The following is a 19246-nucleotide window of genomic DNA, read 5'->3' as shown; positions in this document are numbered from 1 at the left end:
AAAGATGTAATTTTATCTAAAAAATTAAAATCATTGATATGAGCGTGATCAGGCTCATAAAAAATATTCTAAGACAGGATCGGGGTTTGTACAAAAAAGCCACGTGGTAATTCCGGCAACAGCATGGTGACCGTTGCCGGGAATTATTCAGACCAATCATTCATTCATTTTTAACCGGCGTTCCCAGTTCAACATCAACGTGATGGTCCTGCCCGTCGTCGGTGAGCGGGATCTCATCATTTGTCAGCCGCTTACCGTCCAGCGTCACGCGATATTTCTCCGTGCTTTTGCGCACCGTAATCAGATAACGGCTGCTGCCTTGCTGGTAGGCGACGCTGATTTCCGGCCAGTTTTCGGGAAGCTGGCTGTGAACAGATATCGTGTCGTCTTTGCGCGTTATGCCCAGTAACGATTCGGTGATCAGGCGGTACGTCCACCCGGCGGAACCGGTATACCAGCTCCAGCCACCGCGTCCGCCGTGCGGCGCGACCGAATAAATATCAGCGGAAATCACGTAAGGTTCGGCCTTGTACCGTCTCACCGCCTCTGCGGTCAGGCTGTGATTGATCGGGTTGATCATTGCCATCAGTTCCCATGCCCGTTCGATATTGCCCTGTTTCGCAAAGGCCATCACTGCCCAGATCGCACCATGCGTGTACTGGCCGCCGTTCTCACGGACGCCGGGCAGATAACCGCGAATATAACCGGGGTTCGGGCCGTTGCCGTCGAAAGGCGGTGTCAGCAGTTTGATCAAACCGGCCTCATTATCGACCAGGTGTTTATCCACTGACTGCATGGCACTGGCGGTGCGTTCAGGCGTCCCTGCACCGGAAAGCACCGACCAGCTTTGGGCGATGGCGTCGATCTGACATTCTTTATTCAGATGCGAACCCAGTGTTTGCCCGTCGTCGAAATAGCCGCGCAAATACCATTCGCCGTCCCAGGCGTGATCGTTGAGATTTTGTCTGAGCAAGGCGGATTGTTCACGGCAAAGCGTGGAGACGTCCGCGTCCTGACGCTCCTGCGCCAGCTCGCCATAACGTTGCAGTACGTCATAGAGGAAGAAGCCCAGCCAGACACTTTCGCCGCGTCCGCCCAGCCCGACCAGATTCATGCCGTCATTCCAGTCCCCCGCGCCCATCAGCGGCAGGCCGTGCTCGCCCATTTTCAGCCCGTATTTAAGCGCACGCACGCCATGCTGCCACAGGGTTTCCTGCGTGTTGCTGACCACCGGTTGTTCATAGAAGGATTCCTCGCCGGGAGCCAGAAGGCGTGCTTCGAGGTACGGCACGGATTCATTCGCAATAGCCTGATCGCCGGTCACGGCAATGTAATGACTGATTGCCAGCGGCAGCCACAGATAGTCGTCCGAGCAGCGCGTCCGGACGCCATTGCCGGTAGGCGGATGCCACCAGTGCTGAACGTCGCCTTCAATAAACTGCCGCGAGGCGCACAGCAGAATCTGCTCGCGCATGCGTTGTGGCGCAGCATGCGTCAGCGCCAGCGTATCCTGCAACTGATCGCGGAAGCCAAACGCGCCGCCGGACTGATAGTACCCGCTGCGTGCGAGGATCCGGCTGGCGAGGGTCTGATAAATCAGCCAGCCGTTAGTCAGTAAATCGACGGATTTATCCGGCGTGGTGATCTGAATTTTATCCAGCACCTTATGCCAGTGATGATGAACACGATCCAGCTCGGCCTGCGCGGCGCCTTCCTGGAAGAACTGATGGATCAGCGCTTCGGCGTCTTCCGCGTTTTGCCCCAGCCCCAGCGCGAAAATAAAGGTGCGCTGGTCGCCGTCAATCAGCGAGGTCGCTGACTGCACCGCGCCACACGGGTCAAACATCGCGCCGGTTTTATCCGACAGGCGCTGCGTTTTCATTGCTGCAGGGGATGCGGCGGAACCTGTTCTGCCGAGGAATTCACGGCGGTCGCCGCTTACCGAGCAATGTGCGCCGGTCACGGCAAAAAAGGCCGTTCGCGGGGAGCCGTTGCTGGTGTAGTGATTGGTCGCCAGCACGCCGCAGCCCTGCACGACGTGCGCGGCTGAAGTGACAATATGCATCGCGGATTTTACCCGCAAGTCGGCCATCACCCACTCGACATAACCGGTCACCGACAACCTGCGCGGCCTGCCGGACGTGTTGGTCAGCGTCAACATGATCAGTTTGACCGGCGCGTGCTCAGCGACCAGCACCGTCATTTCGCTGCTGATCCCCCGTTCGGTATGCTCAAAGACGCTGTAGCCAAAACCGTGACGCGTCACGTAGCCGCCGGGGCCACGAACCGGCAACGGTGCCGGAGACCAGACGCTCCCGGTCTCTTCATCGCGCAGATAAAACGCTTCGCCGGAACCGTCGCTGACCGGGTCGTTTTCCCACGGCGTCAACCGGTATTCATGGGCATTCTCATACCAGCTATACGCCTGACCACTTTCTGAAATCACCGAGCCAAAATCCGCATTCGCGAGCACGTTCGACCACGGCGCAGGCGTATTTTCTCCATCGTTGAGGACAATCTGATATTCGCGACCGTCTGGCGAGAATCCGCCCAGTCCGTTGAAATAACGCAGGTCACGTGGAGGCGCTGTGATCGGCTGACTGTCGTTTAGGGTGCGTACCGGCAGTAAAGCGGGCAGCGAAACATGTGGTGGCTGCATCCGCTGATTCAGTTGATCCGCCAGCAGCCCGCGGCGGTCGTCGATCACCACGCGTGCAACGCTCATCAGCAGCGTGCGGTCGTCCTGTGTCATCTGTTCGCCATTACGGACAAAAATGCCGCCCGGAATATCGGTCTGGCTGGATCCCGCGCCGGACGCCACCAGACTGAGGATCTGATTTTGCAGCGCCTGCTGGTAGCCGCCGGAATCATTACACAGAATCACAAGATCGACTTTCAGCCCTTTCAGCCGCCAGTAATGGTGCGCGCGGATCAGCAACGTCACCAGCCCGATATTTTCATTGCTGGTCATGGTCAGCAGAACCACCGGCAGATCGCCGGAAAGAGATTGCCCCCACAGCCCGGATTGCCCTCGGCGGTTCGCGCTCACGGCCTGCGCATCACCGCGCATTTCCTGACTGGCAAAAATAAGGGCACCGGCCAGCCGGTTAAACAGCCCGGCATCTTCCTCGGTGGCATTCAGCTGGCGCAGCACCACCTGACTGTGCGACCAGGTGATTTCGAATACCCGATCAGCAATATGGTGATCGCGGTATTTTTCCAGCAATCCCAGACTTTGCAACCGGGTGTCCGCAATACCGTAAACCATATCGATGATGACCGGCACGCCGGGTTTGAGGCGAATGCGCTGGCGGATTGCCATCACCGGATCCAGCACCGCACCGGCGCTGTTACTGAGCGCCCCCGCACGGCGCAGAGCCTGCGGATTGGACGCCGTATTGCCGCGCCCGATAAACTGTGCACGGTCAGTTTCAAATGACGTTTCCCGCTCAACGGAACCGTGGATCGCCATCATGTGGAACATCCACGGGCACTGTTCTTCCGGCTCGCGCGGGCGGCGATGACACAGAATCCCCTCCTGCGCGGGCATCAGTTCAGTCTGCACAAACAGATTGCTGAACGCAGGGTGCGCCGCGTCATTGGCCGCCGGTGCCAGTACGACTTCGGCATAGGTGGTAATTTCCAGCTCGCGGGCATGGCGGCCATGATGCGTGACCGTCATCCGGCGGATTTCGACATCATCTTCCGGTGACACCACGATATGCGTTTGTGTCGTCAGCGAACCGTGCGTGCGGCGGAACTCAGCACCGGCATCGGTCAGCACGGCGTGATATGTGCCCTTTTGTTTGCCGAGCGGCTGCCACGTATTGCTGGTGACGGTGCCGGATTCCGGATCACTCAGATAACAGAAAATACCTCGATGATCTCGCGTTGCATCTTCCCGCCAACGGGTCAGCGTCAGGTCTTTCCAGCGGCTGACGCTGCCACCCGCCTGCGTCACCATCAGATGGTAATTCGTATTGGAGAGCAGCTGAACTTCCGGTGCCGGGCTGTCGGCGTTGCTAAATTCGCGCAGCTCGATATTCACTTTTTGCAGCGTGCTGTCGTGGGATTCGAAGTGACGGCGCGGGCTGTACAGTTCGACAGCATCCGGCACGCGTTCCTGCAACAACAGGCGAGCAGACTGGAATGCCGCATTCGCCGCAAAGCGCGCGTTCATTGGCGCATCGAGCAGCACATTCGCCAGCGCCAGAAAACCCATGCCCTGATGATGAGCCATATACGAGCGCACCACAATGTAAATCTGCCCGCGGATCAGGCGGGACGGCGTGTAATCGAGCGCATCATAAAAACCGTATTCCCCGCGTGCGCCGCGATTTTCCAGCTCATTCAGATTGAGACAGGCTTCCTGCGGCCGGATCATCAGTGCCATCAGCGTGGCGTACGGTGCCACCACCATGTCTTCGGCAAGACCACGTTTCAGCCCGAGCCCGGGCACGCCAAACGCGTGATACTGATAGTTCTGGTTGAGATCAAACGCGGCATAGGCCGATTCAGAAATCCCCCAAGGCACCTTGTTCTCCCTGCCCCAGGCGATCTGGCGGTCAACGGCGGTCTGGCACATCTGCACCAGCAGCGTGTCGGGATAAGCGGGCATCACCAGCTGCGGCATCAGGTATTCAAACATCGAGCCGCTCCACGACATCAGCGACGGTTGTTTGTCGATCACCGTGAATAACCGGCCCAGCGCGAACCAGCTTTTTTGCGGCAACTGATTGGTGGCGATGGTGACGTAGTTGGTGAGGCGAATTTCAGACGGCAGCAGATCGTATTTTCCGCTGTCCATTTTATGCGCCTCGCAATTGTAGCCGACGCTCAGCAGATGGGTGTTTTTGTCATACAGGAACCGGAAATCCATGTGCGCGTGGTCGTTCAGGCGTTTTTCCAGCTCACGGATGATGTCCAGCCGCTGACGCGCCAGCCCGATCGCGCGGGATAAACCCGGCTCCGTTCGTGCATCCTGTTGCGCCAGCCATTGCAGCGAAGGCAGTTCACCGCTTTGTACCTCCGGCGTAAACACACTATAAAACTCAGTCCACTCTTCCAGACCGGCGTCAATTTGTGCGGCCAGACGTTGCAGCCATACGCCATCTGCAGGTGTGAGCAGCGCGCGCATTTCCCGCAATGGAACCAGCGCCTCCGTGCCTGCTGTTTGCGGCATCAGCTGGCGGAGTTTGTTCAGCAGCGGCGATTGTGTCTGCTTTTCGGCCATTTGCAGGGTATCTTCCAGCCCGGCCAGCCACCGTCCGATATCCGTCGCAGGCTGCGTGCGCCACAGCCGTAAACCGGTGCTCAGCGTCAGCAAATGCCCGGCCAGATTGCCGCTGTCAACGCTGGAAATGTAGCGCGGATTCAGCGGTTCCAGCGTGCGCGTGTCGTACCAGTTATAAAGATGACCGCGATAATGCTCGAGTTTGTCGAGTGTATCGAGTGTCAGGCTGGTGCGTTCCAGCACCTCTTTTTGCGTGAGATAGCCGAAATCCCACGCGGTAATATTGGCCAGTAAAGAAAGGCCGATATTGGTGGGCGATGTGCGGTGCGCAATCGTGGGCTGCGGGATTTCCTGGAAGTTATCCGGCGGCAGCCAGTTTTCGGTTTCAGTGACGAAATCTTCGAAGAAGGCCCAGGTCTGGCGCGCTGTCTGGCGCAGGAATGCGTGTTGCAGAACATTGAGATCCGGCATCTCGCGTTTGGCCGGCTGACTGAGCCAGCACAGAATGCGCGGCCCAAGAAACCACAGAATGCCCAGCGGCAGTGCGAACGCCAGCAGCGGCAGATGGGAATACGCCGACACTAAGATCACTGCCACACCGGCCAGCGGATTGGCCCACATCCGGCGGTAAAAATACTCCGGTGAATGCGCCCGGTTTTGCGCACTGATACTCAAGCTTGACCATTCGTGCAATTTGCGATGGCTGACGTTAAGCCGCCACAGCGTCAGCAAAATTGCCTGTACGGAATAAACGGCTTCGTGCGGCAAGGTCATCAGGTGCAGAAAAATACGCGAAACACGGCTGACGGTGGCAGAAAACACGCTTTTCAGATGTGGGATCAGCGCGCGGCGCGGGCCTTTATTGAATAAATCCAGCACCAGCGCAACCAGCGCGGGGAACAGCAACATAAAGCTGATAAAACCGAACCAGTAAAGTTTGTTGGGCACCAGAATCAGCGTGCTGAAAAGGAGGATTAACAAAGCGGGCGCGACCAGACTGCGTCGCAGGTTATCAAACAGTTTCCAGCGTGAAAGCAGGGTCAGCGGATTGCGCGCGCGCTGGCCGTCCTCCTGTGTGACCCGCAAACCCAGCCAGTTCAGAAGCTGCCAGTCACCGCGGATCCAGCGGGTTTTACGTGCGACATCCGCAAGATAATGGTCAGGGTATTGCTCGTACAGCACCACATCGCTGAGCATCCCGGAGCGGGCGTAACAGCCTTCCAGCAAGTCATGGCTGAGCACCAGATTTTCCGGGCAGGTATTTTCTGTGGCCTGAATAAAGACATCCACGTCGTAAATGCCTTTCCCGACAAACGAGCCTTCGCCGAATAAGTCCTGATAAATATCGGACGACATGGAGGAGTACGGATCGTTTCCCGGCACGCTGCTGCATAACGCGGCGTAACGTCCCTGGCCATTTTCCGGGATTTCTTCCGCCAGTCGTGGCTGGAGAATGGCGTAACCGGAAACCACCCGCTGAAGCTTTTCGTTGTACACCGGATGATTCAGCGGATGCGCCATCGCAGCCACCAGCTGATGCGCCGTCGCGCGCGGCAGTACCGTGTCGCTGTCGAGCGTAATCACGTATTTCACCTGCCGTAAATGTTCCTGCGTGCTGCCTTCAATCAGCGAGAACGGCTGACCTTCATCGCGCAGCCAGCGGTTCAGCGCGTTCAGCTTGCCGCGCTTACGCTCATACCCCATCCACACGCCCTGCGCCGTATTCAGTTCACTGTCGCGATGCAACAGCGTAAACCGTGCGCCCTGCGTGGCGGGATAGCGGCGGTTCAGGGACTGGATCTGGCGGGTGGCGTAAACCAGCAGCGCGTCATTTTCAGGATTGTCTCGTTTATCGCTGTCATGGAAATCACTCAGCAGCGCGAAATTCAGGTGCACGAGCATGTTGCCGAGATAACACACCTCGAGACTGTTAATCAGCGCATCGATATTTTTCTGGCTGCCCAGCAGACAGGGTATGACCACCAGCGTGCTGGCGCTCTGCGGGATGCCCCCGGCAAATTCCAGACGCGGTAACGGCTGCGGCGTGCGGCTGCGGGTAGTGATTTCACTGAGCAGATTGAGGGCAAACTGGCTGGCGACCAGCACCACCGGAACCAGAAGCGCCCACCAGAGCCAGTGCAGCGCCGGATGCGCCGAGCGGTAAAGCGCATCGGCGGTAACGGCGGTCGTCAGCAGCAACAGACTGCCGAGCCACGAAAGCAGCGGCGTCTGGCTCAGTCTGGCGCGTATGCGGGTGATCAGGGAAAAACGTGCGTTGAGATCTTGCTCCAGCGCTTTACGCCCGGCATCGATCAGATAGTACCCGACGTGTTGATGCTGATAAGAACCGGTTGCCTCGCGGGCCAGCGCCACGGCACGGGCGGCGACAAAGGCTTCGTCATGACGGGAATTGCGCGAGAGACGTTCAATCTGATGGCGGTAATTGTCGCGGGTATCAAAATGCATCAGCGGATAAACTCCGGCCGGATCGCCCTGCAACGTCTGCTCCACCACGCTGAGATTTTCGGCAAAATCAGCCCAGTCCATTTCGGTCAGCTGGCGTAATCCCATAATGCTGTTGCTGACCGAAAGCTGATTCGCGGCCAGCTGCTGGTTAAACTTGTCGATCACTTCACGCTGCGTCAGCCCGACTTCGCTCAGGCGTTGTTCTACCCATGTCAGCGGCAGTGCCAGCATCGAACCATGCCCTTGTAAGCGGCGCACCAGTTCGGCGACAAACGCGCTGGTGCGCGGCGGATTGGTGCGCGCCATATCGGCGATAATAATGATCTGACCGGACGGATCGTTTTCGGCGCTGTCCTGCAATTTATTGACCCAGTAATCGGCCAGATTGCGTTCCTGCTGGGCATTCGCCACTTCAATGCTGACGCGGCGCAGATTCTCGATCAGCGCGAGCCGCAACATGCCGGGAAATGCCCACAGCTCGCCGAGCGTCAGCGGTTTCACGCTTTGGTAGGTGGTGAAGAATCGGGTAAGTGTGGTGATATCCAGCAACCCGTCGCTGTGGCTGACGACTTCCGTGGCGATGTCATAAATACGCGGGCAGAAATGCGGAGCGCCAAGCGACGGCAGGCCTTTGCCGAAGTTTTTCGGCAGCAACTGACGTACCAGGCGGATTTGTTCTTCAATCAGATAAAAGTTATCGAGCAGCCATTCACCGGCGGGCGTAATGCTCGCTTTCTCTCCGTTGCTTAAAATCAGACAGCTTCGGGTCAGGACTTTTTCATTATCATCGAGGCGTTTAAGCAGGTAATACGGGAGTTTTTTACCGGAGAGTTTGTGCGAGAGTGCCAGTTTTCCGCCGTAGCGTTCCATCTGATCTGCCGAGAAAAGCTCCGTGCGGATCGGCACCGGTTGCTCCAGCGCGCTGGCGCGGTGACGCCGCGTGAGGGAGATAACAGGCGGTGCGCGTTTACTTTTGAACCAGTTAATGACAGTTTTTTTCACATCAACATACCTTACGCGGACCCGAGAAGGCAGTTGCCTGAGCTGCAATAAGAGTTCACGTAGAAAGAAGAAAGGACAAAGGTCAGGGAGGCGAAACGGCATATTCCCCTTTGCGGGTAACACTTTTCATACTAGCTTGTTTACCGGATTTCACTGGGTTTATTTTCGTCAGCGCAGAGTGTGAAGCCTGAATTCACTACAAAAAAATCGGGCGAATTTCTCCGCCCGTTTTTTCCGCAATTTTTCACATCACCGTTTCAGCTGATATCTGCGCCGTTGGTGGCGATCACTTTCTGGTACCAGTGGAAAGATTTTTTCTTGTAACGGTTGCCAGTGCCGGAGATTTTGTCATCGAGATCGACATAAATCAGGCCGTAGCGTTTGCTCATTTCACCGGTGGACATACTCACCAGATCGATACAACCCCACGGTGTGTAACCCATCAGATCCACGCCGTCTTCAATGGCTTCTGCCATCGCAGCGATATGCTGGCGCAGATAGTTGATGCGGTAATCATCGTCGATAACGTGGTTTTCATCCGGCTTATCGACGGCACCCAGCCCATTCTCAACAATAAACAGCGGCTTTTCATAGCGGTCATAAAGCTGGTTCAGCGCGATGCGCAGGCCAACCGGATCGATTTCCCAGCCCCAGTCACTGGCTTCGAGGAACGGATTACGCGCCCCGCCGAGCAGGTTGCCCTGCGCGGACACTGCGTCGGGATTGGTTTTGTTGATGGTTGAAGACATGTAATAGCTAAAACCAATGTAATCCACCGTGTGCTGTTTAATCAGTTCCAGGTCGCCAGGCTGTATGTCCAGTACGACGCCCTGCGATTCCCATAAGCGTTTTGCGTAGTACGGATATTTACCGCCCGCCTGCACGTCCGCACAATAGAAGTTAAACGCTTGTGTCTCTTTCAGGGTTTCCAGCTGGTTCACCGGATTGCAGTCGTAGGCGTAGTTGGTGGCGAACAGGATCATGCAGCCGATCTGAATCTGAGCATTTGTTTCATGGGCAATTTTGACCGCCAGGCTACTTGCAACGAACTGGTTATGCCATGCCTGGAATTTGGCCTGAGCTTCCAGCGCGCCGGTTTTGACTGTCAGCCCCTGGCTCATGATCGGGAAATGCGCTGCACTGTTGATCTCGTTGAAGGTCATCCAGTATTTCACTTTATGACCAAAGCGCGTCAGCACCGTGCGCGCAAAACGCTCGAAGTGGCCGATCAGTTCACGGTTTTTCCAGCCACCGAATTCGGTCGCCAGATGCAGCGGCATTTCATAATGGGAAATTGTGATCACCGGCTCGATACCGTGCGCGATACAGGCGTCAATCACCTTGTCATAGTGCGCCAGACCGGCTTCGTTCGGCTGTTGCTCGATGCCGTTTGGATAGATACGCGTCCAGGCGATAGAGAAGCGGTAACATTTGAAACCCATTTCCGCAAACAGGGCAATATCTTCCTCAAAACGATGGTAGTGATCGATGCCCTTGTGGTTTGGATAGGTGTGTTTCGCGGTATCCAGCGTGAAATCAAATTCCGGTGAAGAAACAATGCGTAACCGGTCTTTACCGCCGGGAATAGCATCGACAATCGACAGCCCTTTGCCGTCCTGATCGTACGCGCCTTCGACCTGATTGGCTGCCGTTGCGCCGCCCCACATAAAGCCTTGCGGAAACTTCTCTTTCATAAAAAACTCCCTTGAACAGTCAAAATATCATTGCGTGAATCATGCTGCGAATGAGGATGCCGATGATCGCGCCCGGCAGCGCATAGCGGAACAACCGGACGAAGCGGCTGGCGATCCCCAGAAAAATACCGATACCGGGCAAATCGAGCGTCTGGATCAGAAAACCGCTGGACGCATTGACCTGCTGCGGGGAAAACAGCCCGCGATGAATCAGGTCAGATACCACGCCGTAATAGGCGGTGCCGCCTGCCAGCATTTTGGTCAGCGCGGGCAGAACGTACACGTCCGAAATACTGAAATACCCTAACACCGGCCCGAGCAAACGGGTCAGAAACTCAATTGCCCCGGCTTCTTTTAAAATACCGACGACGGTCAGTGAGAGGATCAGCATCGGCACGGAACCCAGCGCCAGACGGATTGCATCCGAACCCGCGCCATTAATGATGGCGATCAGCCCTTTGCCTGCTTTGTCTTCCAGCGGATTGCCTTCACGTTCCAGCGCGGTTGCAGAAAGACGGCGGCCAAACAGATAGTACGTCGCACTGGCCGCGCCGAGCCCGCCGACAATAGAAATGATAATCGCCGCGCCCCAGTGCAGGCCATAAGGAATAAGCGGATAAAACACGTTGCCTTGCCCCATGGCGAAAAGCATTGCCAGCGTGGCGGCAAGATGGCGGTCAGACGTCCCTCTCTTTTCCATCAGCGCCAGTGATGCCAGCGGTGCGGCGAAACTCACAAAATTCAGCTGGATCAGGGCAAACACAGCCATGCCCGTGACGCCAAAAGGGCGTAAAACCGGCGTCACCAGCCGGACAATCCAGTCGAGAACCCCACGAACTTCCAGGTACTTCATGATGATCAGCATGACCACCATGATTGGGATCAGCGTGTAAAGCGCCACGTTAACTGAAGCTTTCCCCGCCGAAAGAATGATCCCGATAATGTCCATTACCCGCTCCGCAAAAATAAATTGCCAGTAACATAGCGCCAACCCGACGTGTTGTCATGCGGTTGAGCAATGATAAAAAAGCGGCTAACGTAACTGAACGCCTGTCAGCTTCGATGAAAACAGTCAACACGGTGAATCGGCTAACCCCCTCATTTGCCGGACGATCTCAGGAGATTTCCATGTCAGATAAAGTGTCTGCCCAATGTCATTGCGGTTCGGTTGTCTTCAGCGCCGTACTGACCGATGGCTATAACAACGTGCTTCGCTGCAATTGTTCGTTCTGCCGTATGCGCGGCGCGGTCGTCGTCCCGGCTCAGGAAGTCGATGTCATTAAGGGCAAGGACAAGCTCACCGAATACCGCTTTAACACCGGTGAAGCCGCGCATTACTTCTGCTCAGTTTGCGGGATTTACACCTTCCACCAGCGCCGTTCCAATCCTGAATTCTATGGCGTTAATGTCGCCTGCATCGAAGGCGTGTCGCCGTTTGATTTCCCGGTGGTCAGCGTCAGCGACGGCATTAATCATCCGAAAGATGGCGGTAAAGGCGGCGTGGCGGGATATATTCGTTACGAGCCGAAATAAATACGGGGCTAAGGAATCAGTACTAAGAAGTGAAGGTGTGAGGAATGGTATTGATAAAGGGGCACGCGGGATTATTGCCGTTGCGTGCCCTTTCTGTTTCCGGCGCTCTTTATGGTAAAAAGTCAGGCGGCTTTCACGGCGCGAGGCTTCTTCGGAGCGGGCGCTGCTTTTTCTTCTGTTTCTGCTTCCGGCTCAGCGTGCTCTGCGGTGACAGGCTCTGCGGTTTCTTCAGGCGTTTCTTCAACAACGGCCACTGCGGCTTCCGGCATTTTACTGGTACGCAGAATATGCTGAACGGCATCTTTTTGCTCGGCGAGATGCAGCGCAATATTTTCAGCCAGCACTTCGTCAATCTCAAGTCCGCTCTGCGAAAGCCACTCGGTGAAGGTATCTGCCATATCGAGCATCTTGTCGTAAGCGTCCGCATCTTTTTTATTGGCAAATGTCATTTTCTCTTCACCTTTTCTGACGACAACAAATTTTGTTTCAACAGCCATGACTCGCTCCTTATACTGTAATTATATACAGCATATTAATGATGAGTGCAGGATACATCATTCAGTCAGCTTTTTACAGCCCGACTGTATGAAATCTCGACCGGCCTGCGCTACATTCGTACGGTGATCATTAAAACAACCGAAACTCGCGGAGAACACAGTGACAGCAACCGACGTTTGCCAGTGGACAAAAGGCGCATTTCATATCACCACGGATAAAGCCGCGCAGGATATTCCGGCGATACATTGTTATCTCACCCGATCAACGTGGGCTGCCGGAATTGACGAGCAAACCGTGCGTGATTCCGTGGAAAACAGCCTCAATTTTGGTCTGTTTGAAGGCGAAAAACAAATCGGTTTCGCCCGTTTTATCACTGATTACGCCACCTTTGCTTACCTGTGCGACGTCTATGTGCTGGAAGAATATCAGGGTAAAAACCTTGGCGGCTGGCTGGTGGAATGCTGCCAGTCGCATCCGGTTTCCGCGCGCCTGCGTCGCATGGTGTTATTCACCACCACCGCGCCCTGGTTGTATGAAAAATTTGGTTATGAACCGGTAAACCGGCCGGATTATGCGTGGGCGATAACCCGGCCTGATATTTATTTAAAAAAGGATGATTTGAAGAACGAGGCGTAGCTTTTCTTTAACGGCTGGCCAGCTGTGTTGTCAGGGTTTCAATACGTTCGGCCAGCTCTTTGGTCAGCGAGGTCAATTCTATGTTCTGCTGGACTAAAACCAGTAACTGCGCGGAATTTTCTTCAGCCACAGTCTGACGTTTTGCCATCGCATCATCCAGATCTTCCCGGTGCTGAGCATCCGTCAGCGCGTGCGCCTGATCGCGCTCGGCCTGGCGGGTTTGCGCCAGCAGAATCAGCGGCGCGGCGTAAGCTGCCTGCAAACTGAAGGCCAGATTCAGAAGAATAAACGGATACGGGTCGAATTTGGACAGCCCGGAGATGTTCAGGTAGATCCAGACCGCAACAATCACTGTCTGCGCGATGAGAAACGTCGGCGTGCCAAAGAACCGGGCGAAGGCTTCAGCTTTGAGGGCAAACCATTGTTCGCCAAACGTGTGACTGTGGCCTTTCAGCGGGCGATAAAAACGGAATTTTTTGACGGGCTGCATCGTGTTGACTCTCATGTTTCGGTGAAAAAGGCTTACGGCGGGGATTAACTCTATCGCTATTTCGCCGCATCCCATAGCAGTGAGAGCCCTGCCAGCATTAACATGCCGTCAACGAAACGGTGAAAAGTCTTATCCGGCATTTTGATCACGAACTTTTTGCCGATCATCATCCCCGCAACCAGCGTCAGGCCAACCAGAAACCCGCTCAGTAAAACCGATCCCGGCATCGCGCCGATGGCACGAAAAGTAGACGCTTTTGCCAGATAAATGGCAAATGACGCCGCCGCTTCTGTGGACAACAACGCGCCCTTCGCCAGCCCGTAACCGGCAAAAACCGGGATTGTCAGCGGACCGGTCGAAAACACCACGCCGGTCAAAAACCCCACCAGCGCGCCGCTCAGCGCCAGTTGCCCGTCACTGAGCGACAGCGTTTTCATTCTGGCCCAATGTCGCAACGGGATCAGCAGCAGGAAAAAAAGACCGATTAGAAGATTAGAAAGCGTCGCTGGCAGCGCCCACAGCGTGTTCGCGCCGAGTATGGCCGCTGGAATGCCCGGCACGGCGTACAAAAAGAATGCTTTCAGGTTGATGTCTTTGCGCCAGAGGATGACGCGCGAAATATTCCCCACAATGGCCGCGACGGCCATAACAGGGATCGCTGTTTTCGGGCCAAAAGTATAAGCCAGCGCGGGAAGCAGCATGATAGAAGAACCGGTGCCGACAATGCCGCTGATCATGCCCGCCAGAATGCCCATCACAATTATGACTCCATACATCATCACGTCGTATTTTCCTTTTCGGGATATTCACCGCCGCGATAATAGCGTTAAGGAAAAACCTGCACCCGTGATAAAAAGTCACACTTCAGTGAGTAAAATGTTGCGATTAAAAACGTTGTGAATAAAGGAGTCGCCATGCACGCCCTTCCTCCTCTGACGGCTTTACGGGCTTTCTTCGTTGCCTGCCATGCGGGCAGCTATACTGCGGCGGCGCAGGAGTTGTGTATTACGCACGGCGCAGTCAGCCGCCATATTCAGGTAGTGGAAAAATGGTTCGGGGTGAATTTATTCAGCAAAGCAGGCCAGCGGCGGGTGCCGACGCCGTATGCGCTGGAGCTGGCACGTGAGCTGGGCAGCGCCTTTGATACACTGTCGGATATTGCCCTGCGCTACGGCAACGGCGGGCGGAACAACGTTTTCAACGTCAGCGTGCCAACCACGTTAAGCCTGAAGTGGTTACTGCCGCGTCTGAACGATTTCTATGCCCGTTTTCCGCAGGCCAATCTGCAAATCTCCGCTGCCAATACTGAGCAACTGCACATCGGAGGTCATTATGATTTGCTGATCCGCCGCGAAATCAGTGCGACCGAATATTCGGCGATTCCGTTTTTGCAGGACACACATTGTCTGATGGCCTCGCCTGCGCTGCTTAAACGCTTTGCGCTGCGAAAGCCTGAGGATGTGCTGAATTGCCCGAGGATTGAAACCCTGACGCGGCCGGGGCACTGGTATCAGTGGCTGGCAGTTGCCGGACTGCAAAAAGCGCCGGTCAGCGGTTTCCGGCGTTACGATCACTTTCACGTTTCGCTGCACGCAATGCTTGAAGGGATTGGCGTCGGGCTGGGGCCGGTCAGTACGTTATCTGCGGAAATCACCCGCGGAAATCTTGTGCCGCTGTTCCCGCAGATCACGGTCGCGTCCTGCCAGTATCACGCCCTGACGCCGGTCGGCGTGCAGAAAACACTTCTCCATCAGGACTTTGAGCGCTGGCTGGTTATTCAGGGCGCGGCTGACCTTTACTCGTAATTCTCGCCATACAGCCCGATCAGGCGGCGGACAACGCCGTTGGTCCAGCCGAAACCGTCCTGAAGCGGATATTCGCCGCCGCCCCCTTCGCGCGCGGCGTTGCCGGAGATGTGGTATTTCTCAATCAGCTTGTGATGTTTCTGATAAAACTGATTCACCGTGCGCAGCCAGCTGCGGGCGATTTCGTCGCCCAACGCGTCATTGCCGTACAGTTTGAAACCCTGGATCGCCATCCATTGCAGCGGTGCCCAGCCGTTTGGTTTATCCCATTGTTCGCCGGTTTCAAACTCCGTCGCCAGCAAACCGCCGGACGTCAGCAGGCGTTCGCGCACCACGGCGGCGACTCTTTCGGCCTGTCCATGCGTCGCAAGCCCGACAAACAGCGGCACCACGCTGGCGGCAGAAAACAGCGCCAGTTGCTGACGGTGCCAGTCGTAATCGCGGAAACTCCCGTCTTCGTCATCCCACAGATAGCGGGTAATGGCGTCGCGGCGGATCTCCGCTTTCTTCCGGAACAGCGCCTGCGTTTCACGGTTACCTTTCAGGCCGGAGATATTCGAAATTGCGCTTTCCAGTTTGTAGAGGAACGCGTTTAGATCCACCGGAATAAACTGCGTGGTGCGGATACTCGCCAGTCTGTCCGGATCGCGCAGCCAGCGTGAGGAATAATCCCAGCCGGAAGCCGCACCGGCGCGCAGATCGCGGTAAACCTCATGAGCCGGACGGCTTGAAAGTTTCGCCGTCTCCACGTCTTCGCGCCACGATTCATCACGCGGCGTATCCCTGTCGTCCCAGTAGCGGTTCAGCAGCGTGCCGTCCGGCAGGCAAACCACATGACGGTACGCCTGATTGGGCATCAGCGATTCCGCGCCGTCCATCCAGAATTCGTATTCTTTCAGCAGATGATCCAGATAACGCCGAGCACCGCGCACGCCGTCCTCCTCGAACAGTTCGACCATCAGGGCAAATACCGGCGGCTGCGAACGGCTGAGATAATACGTCCGGTTGCCGTTGGGAATATGTCCGTACATCTCAATCATCCAGGCGAAGTTATCGGCCATAGTGCGCAGCAAATCGTTGCGACCGCTTTCCGCCAGCCCCAGCATGGTGAAGTAGGAATCCCAGTAGTAGGTTTCGCTGAAACGTCCGCCCGGCACGATGTACGCCTGCGGCAGCGGTAACAGCGACGACCACGGCACATGATCTTCCGACTGGCGCGTCAGCACCGGCCAGAGTTTGTCGATGTGCTCTTTCAGGGAGTCGCCCGGATCGCTGACGTATTCATCGCCGTGATGCGCCGGTAACGAAAAGTGTGCATCAACAAAGCGCTGCAGGTTAAAACCGGGATGATTTTTTATCCGGCGGTAGCGCAGCAGAATGTCCAGCGGATCCATTTTCGGCGGGCAGTCCGGGAAGGTTTTGCTGTCTTCAAACAGGTGCGAAGACTGCACGGCGGTAAACAGTTCCATGTAACGGTCTGCGGGCGTCAAGGCATCGGATGGCGGCAGGCCTTCGATCATTTCCGGTTCCGGCTCGGCGTCCATCATCCGGTCGAGGATCAGTTCAATGGGTTCCAGTTCAGGGAATTCGTTCGTCTTCAATTTAGCGTTTTGCATATGCGACAAGCCTCTGCATTGCGTTAAAAATGTCACAGCCCTAATTCAGGGCTGTGTTTAGATAAGTTTTTCTCAAGCGACCGCGTTGTGCGCAACGTCGTGGGGGGAAATGGCCAGCAAATCCTGCAAATAGCTTTCGCCCCAGTGCGTAATATCGTTTTTACGCAGGACATCCATCATGGCGTTGTAACGTTCACGGCGCTCTTCCAGCGGCATCGTCAGCGCCTTATCGAGCGCGGTGGCCACGTCATCACGGTCATACGGATTGACGATCAGCGCCGCCGTCAGTTCATTGGCGGCACCGGCAAACTGCGACAACACCAGCACGCCCGGATCTTGCGGATCCTGCGCCGCGACATACTCTTTTGCCACCAGATTCATGCCATCGCGCAGCGGCGTGACCAGCCCAACGTCGGTCAGGCGGAACAGTTTCATCAGCAGGCTGCGCTGGAAATGCTGATTGAGATAAAACAGCGGCGTCTGGTTAAAACTGCCGTACTTTCCGTTAATCCTCCCGACTTCGGTTTCGAGCTGATGACGCAGTTCCTGATAAGCCTGCACATCGCCGCGCGACGTGGGCGCAATCTGGGAATACCGCACTTTGCCGCGATGCTGCGGGAATTTCTCCAGCAACGCTTCAAACGCCAGAAAACGCTCCGGCAAGCCTTTGGTGTAGTCCAGACGTTCGCAGGAAATAATATTTTTCGCCTCACGCAGCTCGCGTTCCATGGCGGCCATTTTCGGCGGCAACGGCCCTTCGGCCATTTTCCGGATGCTTTCGGGCGCAATGCTGATCGGATAAACTCCGGTCTGGAATGTGTTGCCGAACGCCTGATGCAGACAGGTATTGGACGGCTGCAAGGTAGTCAGCTCGCCGAGATTATCCAGAAACGCCTGACGGTCGCCTTCGGTCTGGAAGCCCAGCAAATCGAAATGCGACATCATCTCCAGCAGTGCGTTATGTGGCGGTACGGCATTAAAAATTTCGGGTGTCGGGAACGGAATATGCAGGAAAAAGCCGATGCGGTTTTTTACGCCAAGTTTACGCAGCGCCGCGGCAAAGGGCAGCAAATGGTAGTCATGGATCCACAAGACATCGTCGGGCTTTATCAGTGGCTGCAATCTTCTCGCCAGCAGATCATTGACGCGGCAGTAGCCTTCCCAGGCCTCTCGCTGGTAATCCACCAGATCAATGCGGTAATGAAGCGCTGGCCAGAGTACGGCATTGGAAAACTGGCAATAATAAAGATCGTAATCGTTTTGGTTCAGCGGAACCGAGGCATAGGTGATACCGTCCTCTTCCACCAGACTGAGATCATCTTCCTCCTCGCCTGAGATTTCACTGATTTCTCCGTTCCAGCCAAACCACAGCCCGGACGTGTTTTTCAGCGCATCCACAATACCGACGGCAAGGCCACCCGCGGATTTCGATCCATCAGGAATGGCAATACGGTTTGATACGACAACCAGGCGGCTCATGATTTTGTCTCCATATGAGTGACTGTTAAGTGACGTTGTAACGATTCCAGCCACTGATGTACATCACTGACCCGCGTCAGGCGGTAGCGCGCATGGCTGGAACCTCCTCCGACTTTCACGGAAATCCCTTTCAGCGCGTTGACGACCTGAAAGCCTTTTTCATCGGTCAGATCATCGCCGATAAACACCGGAATACGCCCCGCGAACGGTGCCTGCTGCATAAAGGCCGTAATGGCCGAGCCTTTATCGTTGCCGCGCGGCTTAATTTCCGCCACGCATTTGCCGCGCTGAAGCATTAGCTCGGGATACGCGGCGACCGCCGATTCGGCCAGTTTCAGAACCTGCTGCTGATAAGCCGGTGCCTGACGATAATGCAGGGCAAACGCCATGCCTTTGGCTTCGAGCAGCGTGCCCGGCATCGCGGCCATTCCCTGCTCGAGCTGTTTTTGCAGCGCAAGGGCCACGTCCTCTGGCAACGTCACGCGGTGCAGATTCCCTGCGGCGTCGCGCAGTTCAGCGCCATGAACGCCTGCTGCAGGTAATTTCAGCGGCGCGGCAAGCTGATCAAGCTGATCAACCGGGCGCCCTGAGATCAGCGCCAGTGCGCCCGAGGTAGCCATAGCCAGCGTATTTAGATTATCGCGAACGGAAGCGGGAATCGTGACGGTGTCCGGCTCGTCGCAGATTTCGGCGAGCGTGCCGTCAACATCAAAAAAGAAAGCATATTTCCCGCCACTGAGGGCGGGGATCGGGGGTGTCTCTGTGGTGGTATCCTTAAGTTCTGAGGTCAATTT

General features: G+C 55.9%; 12 protein-coding genes. 3 read left to right on the top strand and 9 right to left on the bottom strand.

What is annotated here, in order from left to right; genetic code table 11:
- Nucleotides 1-160 precede the first annotated feature (160 nt).
- The 3 genes from ACLBVC_RS04735 to ACLBVC_RS04725 all read right to left on the bottom strand — a co-directional run bounded on the left by ACLBVC_RS04735 (nucleotide 161) and on the right by ACLBVC_RS04725 (nucleotide 11344).
- Nucleotides 161-8701, bottom strand: a complete 8541-nt coding sequence (locus ACLBVC_RS04735; RefSeq protein WP_410148467.1) for a GH36-type glycosyl hydrolase domain-containing protein — start codon at nucleotides 8699-8701, stop codon at nucleotides 161-163.
- 257 nt (nucleotides 8702-8958) lie between these two features.
- Nucleotides 8959-10395, bottom strand: a complete 1437-nt coding sequence (locus tag ACLBVC_RS04730; RefSeq protein WP_410148465.1) for a glycoside hydrolase family 1 protein — start codon at nucleotides 10393-10395, stop codon at nucleotides 8959-8961.
- A 19-nt stretch (nucleotides 10396-10414) separates the two neighbouring features.
- The gene (locus ACLBVC_RS04725) at nucleotides 10415-11344 is read right to left on the bottom strand and encodes a nucleoside recognition domain-containing protein (protein ID WP_410148463.1); all 930 of its coding nucleotides are present in this window, start codon (nucleotides 11342-11344) and stop codon (nucleotides 10415-10417) included.
- 179 nt (nucleotides 11345-11523) lie between these two features.
- Between ACLBVC_RS04725 and ACLBVC_RS04720 the strand changes: the two genes are divergently transcribed.
- Nucleotides 11524-11928 (top strand): GFA family protein, encoded by a 405-nt coding sequence (locus tag ACLBVC_RS04720; RefSeq protein WP_195813394.1) that lies wholly within the window; start codon nucleotides 11524-11526, stop codon nucleotides 11926-11928.
- 122 nt (nucleotides 11929-12050) lie between these two features.
- Here ACLBVC_RS04720 and ACLBVC_RS04715 read toward each other — a convergent pair whose 3' ends face one another.
- Entirely contained in the window at nucleotides 12051-12425 is a 375-nt protein-coding gene (locus tag ACLBVC_RS04715; protein ID WP_410148462.1) for a YebG family protein, read from the bottom strand.
- Between the two features lie 160 nt (nucleotides 12426-12585).
- On the opposite strand from ACLBVC_RS04715, the gene ACLBVC_RS04710 reads away from it, so the two are divergent.
- Nucleotides 12586-13062 carry a GNAT family N-acetyltransferase gene (locus ACLBVC_RS04710; RefSeq protein WP_410148460.1) on the top strand — a complete coding sequence of 159 codons (477 nt, stop codon included), beginning with the start codon at nucleotides 12586-12588 and terminating at the stop codon, nucleotides 13060-13062.
- 7 nt (nucleotides 13063-13069) lie between these two features.
- Here ACLBVC_RS04710 and ACLBVC_RS04705 read toward each other — a convergent pair whose 3' ends face one another.
- Nucleotides 13070-13552, bottom strand: a complete 483-nt coding sequence (locus ACLBVC_RS04705) for a DUF1003 domain-containing protein (protein WP_165060409.1) — start codon at nucleotides 13550-13552, stop codon at nucleotides 13070-13072.
- 56 nt (nucleotides 13553-13608) lie between these two features.
- Entirely contained in the window at nucleotides 13609-14328 is a 720-nt protein-coding gene (locus ACLBVC_RS04700; protein WP_410148820.1) for a sulfite exporter TauE/SafE family protein, read from the bottom strand.
- Nucleotides 14329-14466: 138 nt separating this feature from the next.
- Between ACLBVC_RS04700 and ACLBVC_RS04695 the strand changes: the two genes are divergently transcribed.
- Nucleotides 14467-15357 carry a LysR substrate-binding domain-containing protein gene (locus ACLBVC_RS04695; RefSeq protein WP_410148457.1) on the top strand — a complete coding sequence of 297 codons (891 nt, stop codon included), beginning with the start codon at nucleotides 14467-14469 and terminating at the stop codon, nucleotides 15355-15357.
- Here ACLBVC_RS04695 and ACLBVC_RS04690 read toward each other — a convergent pair.
- The 3 genes from ACLBVC_RS04690 to otsB all read right to left on the bottom strand — a co-directional run bounded on the left by ACLBVC_RS04690 (nucleotide 15348) and on the right by otsB (nucleotide 19243).
- Nucleotides 15348-16973: an alpha,alpha-trehalase gene (locus ACLBVC_RS04690; RefSeq protein WP_410148455.1), complete on the bottom strand. Its 1626-nt coding sequence runs from the start codon at nucleotides 16971-16973 to the stop codon at nucleotides 15348-15350. The genes ACLBVC_RS04695 and ACLBVC_RS04690 overlap by 10 nt on opposite strands.
- 72 nt (nucleotides 16974-17045) lie before the next feature.
- Nucleotides 17046-18452, bottom strand: coding sequence for an alpha,alpha-trehalose-phosphate synthase (gene otsA / locus ACLBVC_RS04685; RefSeq protein ID WP_410148454.1), 1407 nt, complete (start codon nucleotides 18450-18452; stop codon nucleotides 17046-17048).
- The gene (gene otsB, locus ACLBVC_RS04680) at nucleotides 18449-19243 is read right to left on the bottom strand and encodes a trehalose-phosphatase (RefSeq protein ID WP_410148452.1); all 795 of its coding nucleotides are present in this window, start codon (nucleotides 19241-19243) and stop codon (nucleotides 18449-18451) included. Before otsB ends, otsA begins: the two co-directional genes overlap by 4 nt.
- Between the last annotated feature and the right edge of the window lie 3 nt (nucleotides 19244-19246).

The organism is Rahnella selenatireducens, from assembly GCF_046449555.1.
GTDB classification, from domain to species: Bacteria; Pseudomonadota; Gammaproteobacteria; order Enterobacterales; family Enterobacteriaceae; genus Rahnella; species Rahnella selenatireducens.
The sequence above is the reverse complement of the archived record's forward strand: the minus strand, read 5'-3'. Positions and strand labels throughout refer to the sequence as shown.